General features: G+C 73.4%; 18 protein-coding genes. 7 read left to right on the top strand and 11 right to left on the bottom strand.

Translation table 11 applies throughout. The features are described from left to right. Positions 1-74: 74 nt before the first annotated feature. The 4 genes from AC060L_RS18240 to AC060L_RS18225 form a co-directional block, all read right to left on the bottom strand. Complete coding sequence (locus AC060L_RS18240; protein WP_483799835.1) at positions 75-638, bottom strand: hypothetical protein; 564 nt, start codon at positions 636-638, stop codon at positions 75-77. 91 nt (positions 639-729) lie between these two features. Beyond that, entirely contained in the window at positions 730-1,704 is a 975-nt protein-coding gene (gene rfbB, locus AC060L_RS18235; protein ID WP_483799930.1) for a dTDP-glucose 4,6-dehydratase, read from the bottom strand. Positions 1,705-1,848: 144 nt separating this feature from the next. Next, entirely contained in the window at positions 1,849-2,874 is a 1,026-nt protein-coding gene (locus AC060L_RS18230; protein ID WP_483799834.1) for an alpha/beta fold hydrolase, read from the bottom strand. A gap of 145 nt (positions 2,875-3,019) precedes the next feature. Next, positions 3,020-3,949 carry an ABC transporter ATP-binding protein gene (locus AC060L_RS18225; RefSeq protein WP_483799833.1) on the bottom strand — a complete coding sequence of 310 codons (930 nt, stop codon included), beginning with the start codon at positions 3,947-3,949 and terminating at the stop codon, positions 3,020-3,022. Positions 3,950-4,162: 213 nt separating this feature from the next. Here AC060L_RS18225 and AC060L_RS18220 point away from each other — a divergent pair, with 213 nt between their 5' ends. Beyond that, positions 4,163-5,812 carry a protein kinase domain-containing protein gene (locus AC060L_RS18220; protein ID WP_483799832.1) on the top strand — a complete coding sequence of 550 codons (1,650 nt, stop codon included), beginning with the start codon at positions 4,163-4,165 and terminating at the stop codon, positions 5,810-5,812. A 42-nt stretch (positions 5,813-5,854) separates the two neighbouring features. Here the strand turns inward: AC060L_RS18220 and AC060L_RS18215 are convergent, their stop codons facing one another. Further along, on the bottom strand, positions 5,855-6,514 hold the full coding sequence (locus AC060L_RS18215) for a zinc ribbon domain-containing protein (protein WP_483799831.1): 660 nt from the start codon (positions 6,512-6,514) through the stop codon (positions 5,855-5,857). A 277-nt stretch (positions 6,515-6,791) separates the two neighbouring features. Between AC060L_RS18215 and AC060L_RS18210 the strand changes: the two genes are divergently transcribed. The 3 genes from AC060L_RS18210 (at position 6,792) to AC060L_RS18200 (ending at position 9,630) form a co-directional block, all read left to right on the top strand. Next, entirely contained in the window at positions 6,792-7,346 is a 555-nt protein-coding gene (locus AC060L_RS18210) for a hypothetical protein (RefSeq protein WP_483799830.1), read from the top strand. 197 nt (positions 7,347-7,543) lie between these two features. Further along, the gene (locus AC060L_RS18205) at positions 7,544-8,830 is read left to right on the top strand and encodes a sensor histidine kinase (RefSeq protein WP_483799829.1); all 1,287 of its coding nucleotides are present in this window, start codon (positions 7,544-7,546) and stop codon (positions 8,828-8,830) included. Then, positions 8,827-9,630, top strand: a complete 804-nt coding sequence (locus tag AC060L_RS18200; RefSeq protein WP_483799828.1) for a response regulator — start codon at positions 8,827-8,829, stop codon at positions 9,628-9,630. Before AC060L_RS18205 ends, AC060L_RS18200 begins: the two co-directional genes overlap by 4 nt. A 48-nt stretch (positions 9,631-9,678) precedes the next feature. On the opposite strand, the gene tatA is transcribed toward AC060L_RS18200, so the two are convergent. From tatA to AC060L_RS18185, 3 genes are all read right to left on the bottom strand, one after another. Then, the gene (gene tatA / locus AC060L_RS18195; protein ID WP_483799827.1) at positions 9,679-9,957 is read right to left on the bottom strand and encodes a Sec-independent protein translocase subunit TatA; all 279 of its coding nucleotides are present in this window, start codon (positions 9,955-9,957) and stop codon (positions 9,679-9,681) included. Between the two features lie 404 nt (positions 9,958-10,361). Further along, on the bottom strand, positions 10,362-11,522 hold the full coding sequence (locus tag AC060L_RS18190; RefSeq protein ID WP_483799826.1) for a serine hydrolase domain-containing protein: 1,161 nt from the start codon (positions 11,520-11,522) through the stop codon (positions 10,362-10,364). Positions 11,523-11,647: 125 nt separating this feature from the next. After that, positions 11,648-13,249 (bottom strand): MFS transporter, encoded by a 1,602-nt coding sequence (locus AC060L_RS18185; protein ID WP_483799825.1) that lies wholly within the window; start codon positions 13,247-13,249, stop codon positions 11,648-11,650. A gap of 97 nt (positions 13,250-13,346) precedes the next feature. On the opposite strand from AC060L_RS18185, the gene AC060L_RS18180 reads away from it, so the two are divergent. Together AC060L_RS18180 and AC060L_RS18175 are read left to right on the top strand one after the other, a co-directional pair. Then, positions 13,347-13,973: a TetR/AcrR family transcriptional regulator gene (locus tag AC060L_RS18180; protein ID WP_483799824.1), complete on the top strand. Its 627-nt coding sequence runs from the start codon at positions 13,347-13,349 to the stop codon at positions 13,971-13,973. A 119-nt stretch (positions 13,974-14,092) separates the two neighbouring features. Continuing rightward, positions 14,093-14,362: a hypothetical protein gene (locus AC060L_RS18175; protein WP_483799823.1), complete on the top strand. Its 270-nt coding sequence runs from the start codon at positions 14,093-14,095 to the stop codon at positions 14,360-14,362. 107 nt (positions 14,363-14,469) lie between these two features. Here the strand turns inward: AC060L_RS18175 and AC060L_RS18170 are convergent, their stop codons facing one another. Then, on the bottom strand, positions 14,470-16,200 hold the full coding sequence (locus AC060L_RS18170) for a class I adenylate-forming enzyme family protein (protein WP_483799822.1): 1,731 nt from the start codon (positions 16,198-16,200) through the stop codon (positions 14,470-14,472). A gap of 262 nt (positions 16,201-16,462) precedes the next feature. Continuing rightward, entirely contained in the window at positions 16,463-17,620 is a 1,158-nt protein-coding gene (locus AC060L_RS18165; RefSeq protein ID WP_483799821.1) for an acyl-CoA dehydrogenase family protein, read from the bottom strand. 402 nt (positions 17,621-18,022) lie between these two features. Between AC060L_RS18165 and AC060L_RS18160 the strand changes: the two genes are divergently transcribed. Then, complete coding sequence (locus tag AC060L_RS18160; RefSeq protein WP_483799820.1) at positions 18,023-19,384, top strand: TetR/AcrR family transcriptional regulator; 1,362 nt, start codon at positions 18,023-18,025, stop codon at positions 19,382-19,384. Here the strand turns inward: AC060L_RS18160 and AC060L_RS18155 are convergent. Then, positions 19,363-19,680 (bottom strand): hypothetical protein, encoded by a 318-nt coding sequence (locus tag AC060L_RS18155; protein WP_483799819.1) that lies wholly within the window; start codon positions 19,678-19,680, stop codon positions 19,363-19,365. The genes AC060L_RS18160 and AC060L_RS18155 overlap by 22 nt on opposite strands. Positions 19,681-19,785 lie beyond the last annotated feature (105 nt).

Raw genomic sequence — 19,785 nt, 5'->3', positions numbered from 1 at the left:
AGCACTCCCCTTCCGGCTGTCGGGGACAGTGAGAGACGCTGCCCCGCACGCCCGGGGGTGGGTGGTGAGAGTGGTCAGGCGGTCGGGATGGTCAGCGTGCTGCCGAGGTAGCCGGTGCCGTCGGCGGTGCCCTGGCTGATGACGGTGATCGACTTGGCGCCCTGGGCCATGACGGTCGGGATGAAGACCATCAGGTCGTAGCCGGCCGTCTGGCCGTTCGCCAGCGGGGCGGCCAGATCGGTGGCGGCGCTCCAGACGGTGCCGTCGGCAGCGGTGTACTTGGCCAGGTCGGTGCCGGTGTTGGGGTCCAGGAACCGTATGTAGTTCGGGTCGATGCCGTTGGCGGTGACGCCGAGCTGGGGCGCGACCTGGGTGTAGTCGCCGCCGGTGTTGTTGGTCTCGGTGATGTGGATCGTCCAGCCGATCCAGCCGGTGGCTGCGCCCTCGCGGGTGATCGCGGTGCTGAGGCTGGGCGTGCCGTAGTGCGCGCCCAGGCCGGCGGCCGGGGCGAGGGCGACCGTTCGCACCGCGCCGGAGGTCTCGGCCGAGGCCGGCAGCGCGGTGGCGGTGGCGACCGCGGTGGCGGCGAGGGCGAGGGCGGCGACCGCCGTGGTCTTCTTGATGAGCTGGGTCTTCACTGGTGGTTCCCCCGGTTCGGCGAAGTCGATCATCGAAGCGGGGTCAGACTAGCAGCCAACCTCTGTGTGCGAAACAGATATTGAGGGCACGTCAGCGACGGTCGGCGATGAGCGGTTGCCACCAGGAGCGGTTCGCGCGGTACCAGGCCACGGTCTCGGCGAGGCCGGCGTCGAAGTCGACCTGCGGGCGGTATCCGAGCGCGCGCAACTTGCCGTCGTCGAGCGCGTAGCGGCGGTCGTGGCCCTTGCGGTCGGCCACGGAGCGCACCGAGTCCCAGTCGGCGCCGCAGGCGGCCAGCAGCCGGGCGGTGATCTCGCGATTGGTCAACTCGGTTCCGCCGCCGACGTGGTAGACCTCGCCGGCGGCTCCACGCTCCAGCACCAGCTGGACGCCGCGGCAGTGGTCGTCCACGTGCACCCAGTCGCGGACGTTGAGGCCGTCGCCGTACAGCGGGACCCGGCCGCCGCGCAGCAGCGTGGTCACGAAGAGCGGGACGAGCTTCTCGGGGTACTGGTACGGGCCGTAGTTGTTGCCGCAGCGGGTGACGCTGACGTGCAGCCCGTGGGTGCGGGCGAAGGCGAGCGCGAGCAGGTCGGCGCCCGCCTTGGCCGCGGCGTAAGGGGAGTTGGGCGAGACCGGCGCCTGCTCGGTCCAGGCACCGGTCTCGATGGAGCCGTAGACCTCGTCGGTGGAGACCTGCACGAAGCGCGGGACGCCGGCGTCGAGAGCGGCCTGCAGCAGGGTCTGGGTGCCCAGCACGTTGGTCGTGACGAACTCGGCGGCGCTGTCGATCGAGCGGTCCACGTGGCTCTCGGCCGCGAAGTTCACGATCGCGTCGACACCGGTGAGCAGCGTGCGCAGCAGCGGGCCGTCGCAGACGTCCCCGTGGACGAAGCGCAGCCGCGGGTCGTCCGCGACGGGGGCGAGGTTGGCGAGGTTGCCGGCGTACGTCAGCTTGTCGAGCACGGTGACGGCGGCCGGCTCGCCGCCGTGGGCGCCGCCGAGCAGGCCGCGGACGTAGGCGCTGCCGATGAAGCCGGCGCCGCCGGTCACCAGGACGTGCATGAGGGCCTCTGTGCTGGGCATCGGGTGAATCTGTCGGGTGAATCTGATCGGGAAAGCGTATCGGTGGTCGGGGTGGGGACAGGAGTAGGGACAGGCGGGGACGGGGTGCCCCGCGGGCACCCCGTCCGTCGTCGGCCGGCCGGCTCAGCCGGTCAGGTTCGCCAGGCAGGTCGCGTCGGCGACGTTCGCCGGGTCGAGCGCGTGCCGGATCTCGTGCAGGACCACCGGGTCGGTGGCCATCAGCACGTGGTCCGGGATGTTGGTCGGGCAGAGGTCCTGGACCAGCACGTTGTGCACGTTCGGTCCGGAGAGGAACTGCGACTGGTAGGGCGTGACCACCTCGTCGTACCGGGTGGCGATCACCGTGTACGAGACGCCCGGCAGGGTGTCCCCGCCCGCGTTCAGCTGGTTCAGCGTGGCGGAGCCGGTGATCTGGTCGGTGCAGGCCGGGCAGGCCGAGCCGAGGATGGCCAGCGCGCCCGGGTAGGACTGCGCGAGCGTGGCCAGCCCGTCCAGCGTGGTGCCGTGGTTGCTCGGCGCGAGCGCGACCAGGCTGTGCACCTTGGCCGCGCCGCCGTCGAACTTCATGTAGTAGCGCGGCATCATGCCGCCCTGGCTGTGGCCGACGATGTCGACCTGGCCGGCGCCGGTGGCCGCGAGCACGCCGTCCACGAAGGTGGCGAGCTGCTGCGCGGAGTCGGCGACCGGGGCGATCGCCCGCAGCACGGGGATGCCGGGCTGCTCGCCGTAGGTCAGGGCGAAGACGCAGTAGCCGTCGGCGGCCAGCGCCGGGGCGACGGTGAGCCAGTTGACCGAGCCGTTGGCGAAGGTGCCGTGGACCAGGACGACCGGGCGCGGGTGGGCCGCGCTCGGCTGACAGTTCCAGTCGTTGGCGCCCGGGACCAGCGGCGCGGCGAGCGCCTGGGCGGCTGCGATCGGGTCGCCGGACGAGTCGGCGCGGGTGGCATGGGCGTCACGGGCGGTGCTGGTGGTGCCGGTGGGGTTGGTGCCGCTGGCGTTGCTGGTGGCGGCGGTGGCGGGCGCGGCGCCCGCGATGGCCGCGCCGAGCAGCGCGCAGCCGGCGGCCAGGGCGACCAGCCGTCGGGGGCGGGGGCGGGGGCGGCGCCGGCTTCCGGGCAGGCGGGAGCCGGGCAGGGTGGTTCCAGGCATGGCTGTCCTCCGGGTGGGGGTGGGAGGTGCACGTTCGGCATCGTGGGGGATACCGAGGAACTGGCCGGTAAGTTACTGCTCGGTTGGAGGACTGGCCAGAGACCGCGCGTCAATTGGCACCGCTCGGAGACGGCGGTGCCGGAGGTTATGGCAGGTTGACCGCCGGGCGCTGCGCCCGGGCCGCCCACCGGCCGTCCTCCCTGGTGATCCGGACCGGATGCTCGAAGCACTCGCTGACCAGCTCGGTCGTGATGATGCCGGCCACCGGGCCGCTCGCCAGGCACTCGCCCTCGCGCAGCAGCAGTGCGTGCGTCGTGCTGGTCGGCAGCTCCTCCAGATGGTGCGTCACCAGCACGCTGGCCAGGGCGGGGTGGTGCCGGCGCAGGTCGTCCAGGCTGCTCAGCAGCTGCTCGCGGGCGGTGAGGTCCAGACCGGTGGCCGGCTCGTCCAGCAGCAGCAGCCGGGGCTGCGGCATCAGCGCGCGGGCGATCAGCGTGCGCCCGCGCTCGCCCTGCGAGAGCGTGGTCCAGGCCGCGTCGGCGCGCCGGGACATGCCGAGCATCTCGATCAACTCGTCTGCGTGCGTGCGCTGTTCGGTGGTCGGGTGGCGCTGCGGGTCCGGCTCGATGCTGTTCGTCAGCCCGGTGAGCACCACCTGGCGCACGCTCAGCGGCGAGTGCAGCGGGTGGCGGGGGTTCACATGGCCCAGGTGTGAGCGCAGTTCCCGGATGTCCACCCGGCCGAGTCGGCGGCCGAGCACCCGGACCTCGCCGCGGGTGGGGTGCGAGACCGCGCCGAGCAGGGCGAGCAGGGTGCTCTTGCCCGCACCGTTGGCGCCGAGCACCGCCCAGTGCTCGCCCGGCTCGATCGTCAGTGAGACGGCGCGGAGCAGGTAGCGGCCGTCGCGGACCACATCGACCGCGCGGGCGTCCAGCAGCGGGCCCTCGGCGGCAGGGTCGGCGCGGTGATCGGCCGCAGCCCGGCGGGCAGCTTCGCCGGCAGTTTGGCTCGCGGCTCCGGCGGCAGCTCGGCTCGCAGCGTGGCTTGCAGCTCCGGTCGCAGCTCGGGCGTCCATGGGCGGGCCTCCTCGATAGCCTGCGCGCCACGCTAGCAACCACCCGCCGGCGTCCGACGTCTGTTCCAGTACTCGGACTCCCGCCGCGTCCACCGGCGCCGCTACCCTCGGCGGTGCCCCGGCTGGGGGCCGGCCGCGGTGATGCCGGATCATGACGCGGGTGTCGGAGTCGAGCGGGAGCCCCGGCCGACGAAGTGTGAGGAGCAGGACCAGGTGATCGGACGAGCGCTGAACGGCCGCTACGAACTGGTCGGCACCCTCGGGGTCGGCGGCATGGCCACCGTCTACCACGGCGTGGACCGGGTGCTCGGCCGTCCGGTCGCCGTCAAGGTGCTCAACGGCGGCCTGGCCGAGGACCCGCGGTTCGCGGAGCGGTTCGGCCGGGAGGCGCAGCATGCGGCGATGCTGGTGCACCCGCGGATCGCGATGGTCTTCGACTCGGGCCTGGACCAGGGCTCGCCGTACATCGTGATGGAGCTGATCCGCGGCCGCTCGCTCGGTTCGGTGCTGGCCGAGGCCGGACCGCTGCCGGTGGAGCGCGCGGTCGGCATCGCCGCCGCGGTCTGCGAGGCGCTGGAGGTCGCGCACGCGGCCGGTCTGGTGCACCGGGACATCAAGCCGGGCAACGTGATGATCACCGATGACGGCGGCGTCAAGGTCGTCGACTTCGGCATCGCGCGGGCCTCCGCCTCGGGCCAGCAGCTGACCCAGACCGCCACGGTGCTCGGCACCGCCGCGTACCTGTCGCCGGAGCAGGCCACCGCGGCCGAGGTGGACGGGCGCGCCGACCTCTACGCGCTGGGCTGCGTGCTGTACGAGATGCTCACCGGCGAGCCGCCCTTCACCGCGGAGACGCCAGTCGCGATCGCGTTCAAGCAGGTCGCCGAGGAGGCGCCGCCGGTCGGCCTGCGCCGGCCCGAGGTGCCGCCGGCGCTGGACCACGTGGTCGCCCGGCTGCTCGCCAAGCGGCCCGCCGACCGTCCGGCCGGCGCGGCCGCCGCGCGGGCCGAGCTGCTCGCGGCGGTGCCGGTGGCGGGCGCGGTGGACCGGACCTCCGAGCTGCTGGCGATGCCGGCGATGCCGGCGATGCCGGCGACCGGCGCGTACGACGTCGAGGACGCCTTCGGCGGCGCTGCCGGCGGAGCCGCCCGCGGTGCCTATGCCGACGCCGACCGGACGTCGGTGCTGCCGCCGACCGTGGTGCCCGGCTACCCGGGCGCGCCGTCCGGGCCGCTGCCGTACGCGGGCCCGGCCACCTCGGTGATGGCACCGGTCGCCGAGCACGCGGAGCCGGGACCCGCCCGCCGCAGGCCGCGGCGCACCGGGCTGCTGATGCTGGGCGTGGCCGGCCTGGCCGGCGTCGGGCTGCTGGGCGCGCTCGCCTTCGCCGGCTCGCCGAGCGGCACCGGGCAGAGCGCGGCGCAGAACACCGATCACGCCGCGTCGCACTCCGCCCAGCCGCCCGCGGACTCGATACCCGCGCCGGTCACCACGGCCGCCGCGCCCACCAGCGTGCCCGCCGTCGCGCCGCCGACCAGCGGACGCCCCGGCGGGGGCACGCCGACCGCGCAGATCGCCTCGCTGCGCGCCGAGATGGCCGGCTCGCCGCTGCCGAAGGATCGGCAGGGGCCGCTCGTCAAGACACTCGACGCGGCTTCGGCGGCGATCGACGGCGGGCAGCCGTCGGACGCCGTGACCGCGCTGAAGGCGGAGCAGCGGCAGGTCCGCGACCTGTCCAGGAAGCACCAGGTGGACGGCGCCACGGCCGCCTCCTGGCAGCGCCAGCTCGGGACGATCATCGGATCGCTGAACGCCGCCGTCGCCAGCAGCAATGCCGGCGACAACGGCGACGACGGAAACTGAGCCGGCGTCCTCGGCCTTCGGTCTACCGGCCTCTACCGGCCGCTACTGCCTGGTGCCGCAGCTGGGGCAGAACGCCGCGCCGGGCGGCACGGCCGCCTGGCAGGACCGGCAGGCGTCCGGATCCCCGAGCTTGTGACCGCAGTTCGGGCAGAACGACGCGCCGTGCGTCTCGGTCGCGCACTGCGGGCAGACCAGCTGGCGCGGCGTGCTCACGTCGTAGGCCGAGCCTGCCTGCTGGCCGGCCGCGTACGCCCGCTCGCTCACCTGATCGTTCAGGCCGCGCCGGCGAGCCGCCTCCGCCTCGGCCGCGGTGTCGGGGGCGCAGTCCAGGCAGAGGCCCTGCGCGCCGTTCCAGCACTTGTCGCAGACGTGGTGCGTGCACCGCGGGCAGCGGTGGAAATGGCTCTGGGCGTTGGCTATCGCGCGCTGGAACGCGGCGTCCCTGGCCCCGCCCCAGCTCGCGCCGGCCAGGCCGTCGGCCGCGTTGGTGATCGTGCCGCCGTTGCCGCCGAGCAGGCTCCAGGCCGCGCTGACGCCCTTGCCCACCCAGCCGGCCGCCCGGCCGGTGGTGAACGCCTCGAACGGCGAGCGCCAGGCGTCGTAGCAGCGCTGGCAGTTGAACTCGAACTGGAAGCCGGCGCCGGTGCCGTACTGCTCCGAGAGGTCTCTGTGGTTGTTGCTGAAGTAGATCTCGCTGCTCACTGCTCTGCCCCCCGGGCATGTGGCCGTGTGATCACGGCTGGTGCGCCCAACAGTAGGTCTGCTCGGCCGTAGCAGACGACGCCGGCCGCCGGCTGACGGTTCTCGCCGCTACGGCCGATGGATTCCGGCCTGGTGACAGGCTCCGTCTCAACCCTCGGGTGGAGGCGGCTTCTCCACCCGGTTCCACCTGGCTCCACCCGGCGCCCCGAGACCTCCACCCGGGAGTCAACCCGGGAGCCGAGGCGCTGACCAGGGGGTCGACGGAACCCTTGGGGACATGAACAACACCACGACCTACGTCGTCAACAGCCTGATCCTGATCACGATCCTGCGCCAGGTCCGCGGCACCGAGCTCAACCTGGTGAACCTGCTGATCCCGGTGCTCGCGGTCGGCGGCAGTGCCGCGCTCTTCCTGCACACGATCCCGACGGCGGGCAACGACCTCAAGCTGATCCTGGCGCTGTCCGGCGCGGGTCTGCTGCTCGGCCTGCTCGGCGGGCTGGCGGTGCGGATCGAGCGGGGCAAGGGCAAGGCACTGATCGCCCGAGCGGGTCTGCCCGCGGTGCTCGTCATGGTGCTCGGCAGCGGTGCGCGGCTGGCCTTCGCCTACGGAGCCGGCCATGGCCTCGGCCCGACCATCGCCCGGTTCAGCCGGGACAATCTGATCACCAGTCAGCAGGCATGGGTGGCAGCGCTGGTGCTGATGGCGCTCTGTGAGGTGGTCACCCGGGTCGGTGTCACCCGTGTGCGCGGCCTGCAGCACCAGCGCACGCTGCGGGGCTCCGGCACCGGCACCGGCAGCACGGTCGGCGGTCGGCTGGGCGCGGCATGATGCCGGTCCGCAGCGGCACCGCCGCTGGTCAGCGCGAGCGCTCGGTCCCTATGCTGCGGAGTATGCGGGCCAAACGGAGTACGGCAGTAGGCGACACCGGGCCGGAGCGGTCGCCGGCGCAGTCACCGGAGCTGTCGGCGGAGCGCCCGTCAGAGCAGGCACCGGGGGCGGCAGCGGGGACGGTAGCTGGGGCGGCAGTGCGGCGTGGGGCGGCGTCCTGGGCCGCGATCCCGACGAGCTCCGGCCGCGCGGCCGACAGCGCGGGTGCCGGCGGCACCGAGAGCGCACGAATTGCACAGGCCCGGTTCCGCACCGAGGAGCGCTACCAGCGCCAGGCGGAGAGGCTGCGCCCGATCACCTGGTTGGTGCTCTCGGTGGTCGTGGTCAGCGCCTGGACCGGCCGGACGCCACCGGGTCTCTCCGGCGTCCGACTCGGCGTCAGCCTCTCGCTGGCCTGCTACGTGCTGCCGCTGCTGCTGGTCGTGCTGCGCCGCTGGCCGGCCGAGACGCCGGCCTGGCGGACGGCGCTGGTGCTGCTGCTCTCGGGTAGCGGGCTGGCCGTCTGCGGGTTGAATCCCTACGGTCTGCTGGCCGACCTGGCGGTCTCCACCGCCGTGATGATCGGGTTCATCTGGCTGCCGCTGCGCGAGGCCCTGGTGATCGGGGTACCGACCACGGTGGTGCTCGCGGTGATCCTGGGGCTGACGGTCAGCGATCCGGTGTCGAGCATGACGGGCGCGGTGCTGCTCTGCGTGGTGCTCGCGGTGGCGGCCGAGCTGATGCGCCGCAGCCGGGAGAGCCAGGCCCACACCGAACTGCTGATGGCCGAGCTGGAGGACGCCAGGGAGGCCGAGACCCGAGCCGCGGCCGGCGCCGAGCGAGCCCGGATCGCCCGCGAGCTGCACGACGTGCTGGCCCAGTCGCTCTCCGCCCTGGCGATCCAGCTGGAGGGGGCCCGCCGACTCGCCGAGCGGGACGCGGTCTCCCCGCTGCTCCAGCAGGTCATCGAGCGCTCGGTGGGGCTGACCCGGGAGGGGCTGGACGAGGCCCGCAACGCCGTCGGCGCGCTGCGCGGCGACCGGCTGCCGGCGCTGGAGGACCTCACCGCGCTGGTCGAGCGCAGTAGGCGGGACTTCGAGCTGACCATCGCGCTGGCGATCCACGGCACCCCGCGGCCGTGCGAGCCGCAGGCCGGGTTCGCGCTCTACCGGGGTGTCCAGGAGGCGCTGACGAACATCGCGCGGTACGCGGGCGGTGCCCGGGCCGACGTGATCCTCGACTACCGTCCGGACCGGGTGGTGATCACGGTTGCCAACGATGCCTGTGCGGCGCACACCGCCACGGCTGCGGTGGCCTCCGGCGGTGGCGGCAACGGCCTGCGAGGAATGCGCGAGCGGATCGAACGAGTCGGCGGCGCCGCCAAGGCCGGGCCGGACGGGCCGGACGGCAGTGGTTGGCGGGTCGAGATGGAGGTACCGGCATGATCCGTGTGGTGATCGCGGACGACCAGCGGGTGACCAGGGACGGCCTGGCGCTGCTGATCGGCCTGAACGAGGGCATGGAGGTGGTCGCGCTGGCCGCCAACGGCGCGGAGGCGGTCGCCGCCGCGCTGGAGCACCGACCGGACGTGGTGCTGATGGACCTCTCGATGCCGGTGATGGACGGCATCGCCGCCACCGCCGCGATCACCCGTGACCTGCCTGCGAGCCCGGTTCTGGTGCTCAGCACCTATGCCGATGACGATTCGATCTTCCCTGCGTTGCGTGCGGGCGCCCGTGGCTACCTGACGAAGGACGCCGGCGCGGAGCGGATCGAGGAGGGCATCCGAGCCGTGCACGCCGGTCAGACCTGGATGGACCCGGTGGTCCAGCAGCGCCTGGTCGCCGTCCTTGCCACCGGCCCGGCCGCGCCCGGCGCACCGGCCACCGCAAGCGCAGCGAGTACGGGCGCGGCCGGCGCGGCACCGATCCCCACGCTGACTCCCGCATCGACCGGTGCTGCCCCTGCCGACGGCCTGACGGAGCGCGAGCGCCAGGTGCTGGTGCTCATCGCTGACGGACTCTCCAACACCGAGATCGCCGAGCGGCTGTACCTCGGCCAGGCGACGGTCAAGACGCACGTCAACCGGATCTTCGCGAAGACCGGCGCCCGTGACCGCGCTCAGGCGGTCCGCTACGCCTACCGCAGCGGCATCGCCGCGAACCCGGCCGCGGGGGCAGCGGGGGGACCAGGGGGTCCGGCTGCACCAGGTGACCCGTGGCCCGGGGCACGACGAAGCCCCTGATGCACCGTCGGGCTACGGTGGATCAGGGGCTTCGGAAAACGTGACCGATCAGGCGGCGCTGTTGGGCGTGTTCGTCCTGGTGGGCTCGTCGACCTTCGAGACGGAGACCGGCTCCACCGCGGGGCGGGTCTGCTCGGCCGCGGTCGAGTTGGCGGTGCCGTCGGCGGGACCGTCGTCCTCACGCATGGCCTTGGTCTCGGCCTTCAGGATGCGCATGGACTTGCCGAGGCCGCGCGCCATCTCCGGCAGCTTCTTGGAGCCGAACAGCAGGATGACAATAGCCAGCACCACCAGGAGGTGCCAGGGCTCCAGACCGTTGCGGAACATCCCTGACCACCGGTCCCTTCGGTTTACTCGCCGTTGCAGAGCCGGACAGGGCTGCCCGACACCCGCCAGTATGCCTGGCCGCGGCGGGGATCGTATACACCGGTCGGGAAACGGTGGTCAAAGAGCAGGTGACCGAGGCTGGTTCAGTCCGGCCCGAGTCTGTGTGGTCTGGACCACTAGAGTCGAAGGTCCGGATTTCCGCCGCCAGGCCCGCGCCGGCGGCTTTCGGCGGCTGAGCAGGAACGTTGCCGTCGGCCGGCCACGCGGCGGGCGAGGCGTGTCGCCCCGTGGCACGGCGTGTCGGGGCTGCCGCTGTCCGTAGCCGATTCCACCGGGTTTGCTGGCTGTGCCGGGCGTGCCGAGTGCGGCCGGGCGGGTCGGGCGGCCACGAATGCCGGCGTGCCTCAGGCGGTGGCGGCTACCGCCGCGGCCACGGCTGCCGCCAGACGATCGTTCTCGGGGGAGCCGCCGCCCGGGGGGTAGGCGAAGCGGCGTCGGGTGTAGGCGTAGGCCAGGCCGCTGCTCGGGTCGGCGAAGGCCTGCGAGCCGGTCGCGCCGGCGTGGCCGAACGCGCTCCGGCCGAGGAACGGGTAGCGCAGGCCGGCGGTCTCGAAGCCGAGCGCGAAGTGATCGGCATCGTTCGTGACCACGTCGATGCCCGGCCAGTCGACGCGGCTGAACTCGGCGACCGTCTCCGGCTTGAGCAGCGGCGCCCGGCCGTCCACCCCGCTGATCGCGGCCGCGTACATCCCCGCGATGCCGCGGGCGTTGCCCACCCCGCCGGTCGAGGCCTGGCCGCCGGCCCGGAACTCCCGGCGGTTCGGGAACTGATCCACGCTCATCGCCGACTTTGTGTTCCGGTTGAACGCGACGGCCAGCAGGCTGCCCGGCAGCACCACCGGCAGTCTGGCTGCGGCGAATTGCTCGGCGTCGGGCTGGGCCGGCAGGACCTCCAGGAAGCGCGGTTCGAGCTCCTCCGGCAGGCCCAGGTAGAAGTCCAGCCCGTGCGGCGCCCGGATCCGCTCCTCGAAGTGCTGTTGCAGCGTGCGCCCGGTGGCCCGGACCACCACCTCGCCGGTCAGTGCGCCGATCACCAGGGCGTGGTACCCGTACGCCGTGCCCGGCTCCCAGAACGGCCGCTGCGGCGCCAGCCGGGCGGCGATCAGCCGGTCGTCCGCCAGCTCCGCGACGGTGAAGCCGCCGTCCACCCCGATCGCCCCGGACCGGTGCGCGAGCAGCTCGCGCAGCGTCAGTGCGCCCTTGCCCTCGGCGGCGAACTCCGGCCAGTAGTCGGCCACCGCGCGGTCCAGTTCGAGCACGCCGTCCTGCACCAGCAGTGCGACGACCAGGTGGGCGGCTCCCTTGGTGATCGAGAAGACGCCGGTCAGCGAGTCGCCGCCGACGCCTTCCCCCGCCCACAGGTCAACCACCTGGCGCCCGTTCAGGTAGGCCGCGAGCTGCGCGCCGGGATCCTCCGGTAGCTCGGCGAGCACGGCGGCGAACTCCTCGCGGACCGCCTCGAAGCCGGCCGCGACCGTGCCCTCGACGTTGATTCCGTCAGCCACTGTTTCCCCCTGGAGTTCGTCGGAGATCGCCGGTCCTGCTGGGCGGCAACAGGCCGCGGGGCCATCGGCATTCCCGGGAGATCCGGGAGTACCGACAGCCCGTTGCCACAGTCCCTGAAGGGCCATCAGGCCAGGGCCGATTCACGCGAGTCGGCACCCCGGGAGTCGTCCTCTCGCGAGTCGGCGCCGGCGCCGTCCGCGCTGCTCGTGGCGCCGGCCTTCGGCAGGTGCCGCATCAACCGGTGTGCGAGCAGCGCCGAGCCGAGCAGGCAGACCACGCCGACCACGGCCGCCACGTGCATGCCGCTCGCGAACGCGTCCCGGGTGGTGCCGAGCAGCGCGTCCCGGGCGGGGCCGGACAGCCGATCGGCGACCGTCAGCGCACCGCCGAGCGAGTCGTGCGCGGTCCGGGCCGCGGAGCTCGGCAGGTCGGCCGGGAGCTTGCCCGCCAGCTGGGACTTGTAGACCGCGGCGCCAGCCGCGCCGAGGACCGCGATGCCCAGCGAGCTGCCCAGCTCGTTGGCGGTCTCCGAGGTCGCGGACGCGGCACCGGCCCGCTCGACCGGCGCGGCGGAGACCACCAGTTCGGCGGTGAGCGTCATGGTGCCGACCGTGCCGGCGGCGAGCAGTCCGGCCGCCGTCAGCACCAGCGCCAGCGGCGAGTGCGGGCCGACCTGCGTCATCAGCGCGAAGCCGGCCGCGCCGACCAGGAACCCGCCGGCCATCTGCGCCGCCGGCCGGACCCGGCCGGCCAGCGCCCCCGACGCGCCGACCGCGGCGCCGACCCCGAGGCTCGGCAGCAGCGCCCAGAGCGAGGCGGTGAGCGGACTCATGCCCCGGACCAGCTGCAGGTACTGCGAGGTGTAGAGGGTGAATCCCATCATGGCGAACATGGCCACGGTATTGACCGTGATCGCACCGCTGTACGTGCGGATCCGGAACAGGCTCAGGTCGATCAGCGGGTGCGCGGCCGTCCGCTGGCGCCGGACGAAGAGCGCCCCCATCACGAGCCCGGCCGCCAGCACCAGCGCCGGGACCAGCTGCAGGCCGTCGATGGCCAGCGTCTTCACGCCGTAGACCACCGGCAGCACCGAGGCCAGCGCGAAGCCGGAGCCGAGCAGGTCGAAGGAGCCCTGGCGCGGTGCCCGGTACTCGGGCAGCAGGAACGGGCCGACGAGCAGCAGCAGCCCCATCACCGGAATCGAGAGCAGGAACGCCGAGCCCCACCAGAAGTGGTCCAGCATCAGTCCGCCGACCACCGGCCCGAGCGTGGCGCCGCCGGTGAGCGCGCCGGTCCAGGCGGCCATCGCCCCCTGGCGCTGCTTCGGGTCGCTGAACATGGTGCGGATCAGCGCCAGCGTGGACGGCATCAGGGTCGCCCCGGCGACGCCGAGCAGCGCCCGCGCCGCGATCAGCTGGTTCGCCCCGCCGGAGTAGGCGGCGAGTCCGGAGGCTGCGGCGAAGCCGGCCGCGCCGATCAGCAGCAGCTTGCGCCGGCCGATCCGGTCGCCGAGCGCCCCCATCGGGATCAGCAGCCCGGCGAGCAGGAACGAATAGATGTCCATGATCCACAGCTGCTGGGTGCCGCTGGGCCGCAGGCCGGTGCTGATGAACGGAACGGCGAAGAAGAGCACGCCCATGTCCATGGAGAGGACCAGTGTCGGAAGCAGCAGGACGGCGAGTCCTGCCCAGGTGCGGAGGCCGGCGCGGCCGGTGGTTGCGGTCATGGGGAAGACCGTACGCGCGTTTGAGACGCTTGTCTAGAACGGAAGTCTTAGTCAGATGTGCGAGACGTACGTACGGATCTGCCGTAGCATCGGGCTCATGGGAAACCGAGAAGCCCTGCTGGCCGGGGCCAAGAGCTGCCTGTACGAGAAGGGCTACGGCCGCACCACCGCACGGGACATCGCGGCCGCCTCCGGGGTGAGCCTCGCCGCCATCGGCTACCACTTCGGGTCGAAGGACGCGCTGATGAACACGGCGATGATCGACTCGATGGGTGACTGGGGCGAGAAGCTCGGCGCGGCGCTGGCCACCGCCGGGCTGGAGGACGCCACGCCCGAGGAGCGGTTCGTCCGGAGCTGGGACCGGGTGCTGGAGACCTTCGACGAGCACCGCGGGCTCTGGGCGGCGCAGTTCGAGATGATCGCGCAGATCGACCACCTGCCGGAGCTCAAGGCCGCGCTGGAGCCGGTCCAGCGGCAGGCCCGCCTCGGGCTCGCCGCGCTCTTCCAGGGCAGGACCGAGGTCGAGGAGAACGAGACCGAGCTGACCCGGGGCGCGTTCTACCAGGCGATGCTGGCCGGGCTGGCCACCCAGTGGCTGGTCGCGCCGCAGCTGGTGCCGAGCGGTCGCGACCTCTTCCGCGGGCTGCAGATCGTCGCGGAGAGCGTGCAGGCGCAGCCGGAGCCGGCGGAGCCGGAGTCAGCGGAGCCGACCGCGGCGGCCTGAGAGTGGGGCGGCCTGAGCCCGAGACGGCCTGAGCGTGCGGCGGCCGGAGTGTGACCCGATGTCATCCGGCCGGCCGCGCCCGGCGTGCGGGCGCGGCGCCGGGCGCCGAAGGTGGGCCCATGGCGAACAATCAGAGGGTCTTCGGCTTCGGTGGTTTCCAGCCCAACCGGAAGCTGCTCGGTGCCGGGCTGCTGCTCGGCGGGGCCGGGGCGGTGGCGGGTCTGCTGGGCACGGTGCTGGTCTGCACGGCGCTCGCGACGGCCGGCCGGGGCTGGTACCGGCAGTTGGAGACCAACCCGGGCGACCGGGCCGCCCGCACGCTCGCCCAGGCGCGGGCCGCCTCCCAGGCCGGCCTGGACGCCTGGCGCGACGCGGCCTCGGTGAACTGACCCACCGTCCCGGCCCACCGGCCCGGTCCACCTGCCCGGCCCAGCGCGCCCCGGCCCGCCGAGGCGCGGGCCACGGGCGTCGATGCGTGGCCCGTCCCCGTTGCCCCTCAGCCGAGCTGCGCCGCGATCTGCGCGCGCAGCTCGCGCTTGAGCAGCTTGCCGGTCGCGTTGCGCGGCAGCGGCTCCTTGCGCAGCAGCACGTGCGTCGGCACCTTGAACGCGGCCAGCCGGGCGGCGACATGCCGGCGCAGTTCCTCGGCGTCCGCGCTCGCGCCCGGCAGCAGCCGGACCATGGCGGCGACCTCCTCGCCGAGCATCGGATGCGGGATGCCGAGCACCGCCGCGTCAGCGACCGCGGGGTGGTCGTACAGCACGCCCTCCACCTCGACGCAGTACACGTTCTCGCCGCCGCGGATCACCACGTCCTTCAGCCGGTCCACCACGTAGACCTCGCCGTCCCGCAGGAAGGCCAGGTCGCCGGTGCGGAACCAGTTGCCGCTGAACGCCTCGGCCGTGGCCTGCGGGTTCTCCCAGTAGCCGCGGAAGACCGCCTGCCCACGCAGCCACAGCTCGCCGACCACGCCCGCCGGCAGCCGCTCGCCGGCCGGACCGGCGATCCGCACGGCCAGCGCGGGGGAGGGGCGGCCGATGCTGTCGGGGTGCGCGAGGTAGCGGGCGCCGACGTTGGCGAGCACACCGCCGCAGGTTTCGGTCAGGCCGTAGCCGTTGCGCGGCTCGACCCGGCCGGCGAACCGGCGGACGATCCGGCGGACCAGCTCGGGCGGTGCCGCGGAGCCGCCGGTGCCGATCGTGACCAGGCTCGTGAGCTCGGCTCCAGCCGTGTCGGCGGCGTCGAGCAGGCCGAGCGCGGTGGTGGGGACGCCGCTGTAGAGGGTGACCCGGTGGCGGTCGATCAGCTCGACGGCCCGGGTGGCGTCCCACTTGCGCATCAGCACGGCGGTGCCGCCGCGTGCCATCAGCGCGAACAGCGTGGTGAACCCGGCCACGTGGAAGAACGGAAAGGTCAGCAGTGCGGTCTGCGGCGGCAGCGCGGCGAGATCCTGGCCGGCCGACAGCGCCGAGGTGGCGACGAAGAACCGCGGGCTCACGGCCGCGGCGCACCAGGCCGACTGGGTGGCGACCACGCCCTTGGGGCGGCCGGTGGTGCCGGAGGTGTACATGATGGTGGCGTCGTCCTCGGGCGAGATCGCCACCTCGGGTGCCGTCACGCCATCCGGTGCTGCCGGGAGGTCCTCGAACCGCTCGCGCCGATCGGACCGCTCGGGCCGCGCGGTGTCCTCGGCGTCGGTCGGCCCCGGCCGGCCCACCGTCAGCAGCCAGGGGCGGGGCGTGCGCCGGGCCAGCCAGGGCTCGATCCGCTCGGCGCGCTCGGCGTCGGCCACCACGAGCGCGGGCGTGCAGTCGTCCAGCGCGACGGCCAGCTCGCCCGCCGACCACCAGGCGTTCAGCGGCACCGCGACCAGCCCGGCCAGCTGGGTGGCCCAGAACGCGACCTGCCACTCGGGCAGGTTCCGCATCGCGATCGCCACCCGGTCACCGGCGCGCAGCCCGTACCGGTCCAGGTAGCGGTGGGCGAGCGCCGCGGCGGCCGCGTAGTGCCCGGCGTGGCTGAGGACGGCGTCGTCGAGGACGAGGAACGGCCGGTCCCCGTGCGCGCGGGCGGCGGTCAGCACGTCGCGCAGCACGGCGGGGCCGCTGACGTAGCGCAGGCCGGACGGCGTTTCGGCGGCAGCGAACGGTGCGCCCGGCGCCGAGAGTGCGGCCTGCACCCGGGTGACGGTGGCGAGCGAGTCGTCGGGCGGTGCGGGGATGGCCATCGGCGTCCTCACTGCGAGAGTGACCGAGAGTGACACGGCATCGTAGACCGCGATGGGGCCGGAGCACAGTGGGCCCCGGAGCGCAGTGGGTCCGGGGCGCAGTGGGTCCGGGGCGCGGCAGGGCCGGGGCGCGGTGCGGCGTAGCGCAGTGAGGTACGGGGAAACACAGCGGCGGCGGACTGTTGGGGGCAGTCCGCCGCCGGGGGGCGACCGTGGTGCTCGTGGGGGTGGCCGCCCCGATGCACCGCCGAGGCTGTGGCCCTTACAGGCCGAGCGACTTGGCGATGATGGTCTTCATGACCTCGCTGGTGCCGCCGTAGATCCGGAACACCCGGTTGTCGGTGTAGAGGCGGGCGATCGGGTACTCCAGGATGTAGCCGTAGCCACCGTGCAGCTGGAGGCACTTGTCGATCACGACGGAGGCGGCCTCGGTGCAGAACAGCTTCGCCTCGGCGGCGTCGGCCACGGTCAGCTGGCCCTGCTGGTAGAGCTCCAGCGCCTGGTCCACCATCGCCTGCATCGCGGTGACCTGGGACTTGCAGTCGGCCAGGGTGAACTTGGTGTTCTGGAAGTCGGCGACGGCCTGGCCGAAGACCTTGCGGTCCTTGACGTACGCCAGCGCGAAGTCCACCGCCGCGGCCGCGGCCGCGTAGCCGCCGACCGCGATCGCCAGGCGCTCCTGCACGAGGTTGTGGGTCAGGTAGCTGAACGCCTTGCCCTCCTCGCCGAGCAGGTCGGCGACCGGGACCTTGACGTCGGTGAAGGACAGCTCGGCGGTGTCGGAGGTGCGCAGGCCGATCTTCTGCAGCTTGCGGCCGACCGCGTAGCCCTCGGACTTGGTGTCCACGCACAGGATCGACAGGCCGGCCCGGCGGTTGGCCGGGTCGTACGGGCTGGTCCGGGCCACCACCAGCACCAGGTCGGCGAGCACGCCGCCGGTGATGAAGGTCTTGGCGCCGTTCAGCACGTAGTGCGTGCCGTCCTCGGAGAGCTTGGCGGTGCTGGTGATGCCCGCGAGGTCGGAGCCGGTGCCGGGCTCGGTCATCGCGATCGCGGTCATGATCTCGCCGGTGATGAAGCCGGGCAGCCAGCGCTGCTTCTGCTCCTGGTTGGCGTACTCCAGCAGGTACGGCAGCACCAGGCCGGTGTGCACACCGGAGGAGCCGAAGCTGACGCCGGCCCGGGCGACCTCCTCGGTGATGATCGCCTGGTACTTGAAGCCGGTCTCACCCGCGCCGCCGAACTCCTCGGGCACCTCGATGCCGAAGATGCCCAGCTCGCCGAGCTTGTTGTAGAAGGAGCGCGGCGGGTGGCCCTTCTCCTCCCAGCTCTCGTAGACCGGGACGACCTCCTTGGCGATGAAGTCCCGGATGGTGCTCCGGAACGCCTCGTGGTCCTCGTTGTACACAGTCCGGCGCACGGCGGCGCTCCCTTCGGTGCCAGGTTGATCGCTGGCTAAGTTAATCGCCAGTAGCTTTCCTGTCCAGAGTCGGCGCGGATCCTTCTCCGGCCGGTTCGCTGCGATCAGCGGGCTTGTGGCGGTGGACCTGCAGAGGGTTTAAGTGAATCATTGGTAGCCGATTCCGAGGCGGCTTCCAGGAGGGTTCGGATGGAACGGCAGGCGGCGCGGGCGCCCCTGGCCCGGCCGAGCCGGGCCGGCGGTGCGGGCGTGCCGGTCGTGTCCGCCGCGCCTGCTGTGCCTGTCGCGCCCACTGCGCCTGTCGCCGTCATCGCCGTCGCTCCCACGGCTCCCGCTGCTTCCGCTGCTTCCGCTTCCGCAGTCGCGCGCCGTCCGCGCGGTCGGCGGACCCAGATCCTCCACGTGGCCGCCGAGCAGTTCCACCGGCGCGGCTACCACCAGGTGGCGATGGCCGAGGTGGCCGCCGCGGTCGGCATCACCGCGCCCGCGCTCTACCGGCACTTCCGGGGCAAGCCCGAGCTGCTCCGCCAAGCCGTGAGCAGTGGCCTCGCGGAGCTCTCCGCGGCGGTCGCCCGAGCGGTCCGCACGACTGCCGAGCGCGCCGACGCGTCCGGTGGCCCGTCCGGTGGCCCTGCCGGTGACCCGTCCGGCGACTCTGCCGGTATCGGGCCGGTCGCGCTGGCCGAGGCGCTGGCCGCGGTGGCGGTGGACCAGCGCGCGCTCGGCACGCTCTGGCAGCGCGACGCCCGCCTGCTGCCGCCGGTCCAACGCGCCGAACTGCGGCGCGCGTTGCGTGCCGAGGTCCGCACGGCGGCCCGGCTGCTGATCGCCGCCGACCGGGAACTTCCCTCGGAACAGGCAGAGTTGGTGATCTGGTCGGCACTCTCGGCGGCCGGCAGCCTGTCGTACCACACGTTCGCGCCACCGCGCCGCCGGTTCGAGCGGCTGCTCGCCGACCTGCTGCTGGCGCTCTTCGAGGCCGGCGCGGCCGGGCCTCGGCCGGGCGGTGATCCGGCGGTGCGCCGCGCCGCCCCCGCTGCTTCCCGGAGCGCCCTCGGGATCACCCCCGAGGCCGGTCCCGCGACCCGCCGCGAGGAGTTGCTGCTGGCCGCCGTCCGGCTCTTCGACGAGCGCGGCTTCGACAACGTCAGCACCGACCGGCTCGGCGCCGCCGTCGGCATCGCCGGGCCGAGCGTCTACAAGCACTTCCCGGCCAAGGCCGACCTGCTGGCCGCCGCGCTGGTCCGCTGCCGCGAGCGGCTCTGGCACCAGGTCGTCGGCGCGCTGTCCGCGACCGGTGCCGGTCCGGCCGAGGCGCTGGAGCACGGGCTCACCGCCTATGTGGAGTTCGCCCGGCGGCACCATCACTACCTCGGTGCCATGGTGAGCGAGACCGAGCGGCTGGCCGAGCCGGACCGCCGGGTCGCGCTGGACTTCCGCAGGGACTTCCTGCGGATCTGGGTCGGGCGGCTCCAGCAGGTCCGCCCGGGCTACGACCAGGCCGAGGCCCGGATCCGGGTGCATGCGGCGTTCGCGCTGGTCAACGACGCGGTACGGAACCGCACCGGCCCGCCGCCCGCCGAACTCGCGCCCGGGCTGGTGCGGTTGGCCCGCGCCGTGCTCGGCCTCCCCGAACCGGGCGAACCCGCGGAAGGCGAACCCACCACCGACGTACCCGCGACGGACGAACCTGCGGCAAAGGGCGAGCCCCAAAGAGGGCCCGCCCCGTCGCCTGAACCGGATCAGCCGGCCGCGGGCGCGTAGTGCACCGCGTACAGGAAGCCGAGGTTGCCCTGCTCGGTGGCCACGGTGCCCGAGTTGCCGGCCACCCCGGTGGTGCTGTTCTGGTTGCTGCCACCCGAACCGGTGGCGGTCTGCTGGCTGAAGTTGCCGTTTCCGGTCACACCGCCGACCACGTTCGCGGTGCCCACGTTGCTGACGACACTGCTGTTGGAGCCATTGGCGGCGCCGGCGCCGTTGTCGGCCTGGGCGGTGCCGATGCCGATGACGAGGAAGGCGCCGAGCGCGGTGACGGCGGTGAGGACACGGGTACGGGACACGATGGTCTCCCTAGGAGTACTGGTACTGCTGCGAGTTGGCGCCTTCGGGGTGGCCGCCCCAATGCGCCGGGGTCTGACGTCGCGAGATCAGCATCACCCGGTCGG

The sequence above is a fragment of the Kitasatospora sp. NEAU-69 genome, assembly GCF_057158765.1.
This window is presented reverse-complemented; position numbering and strand designations above follow the sequence as displayed.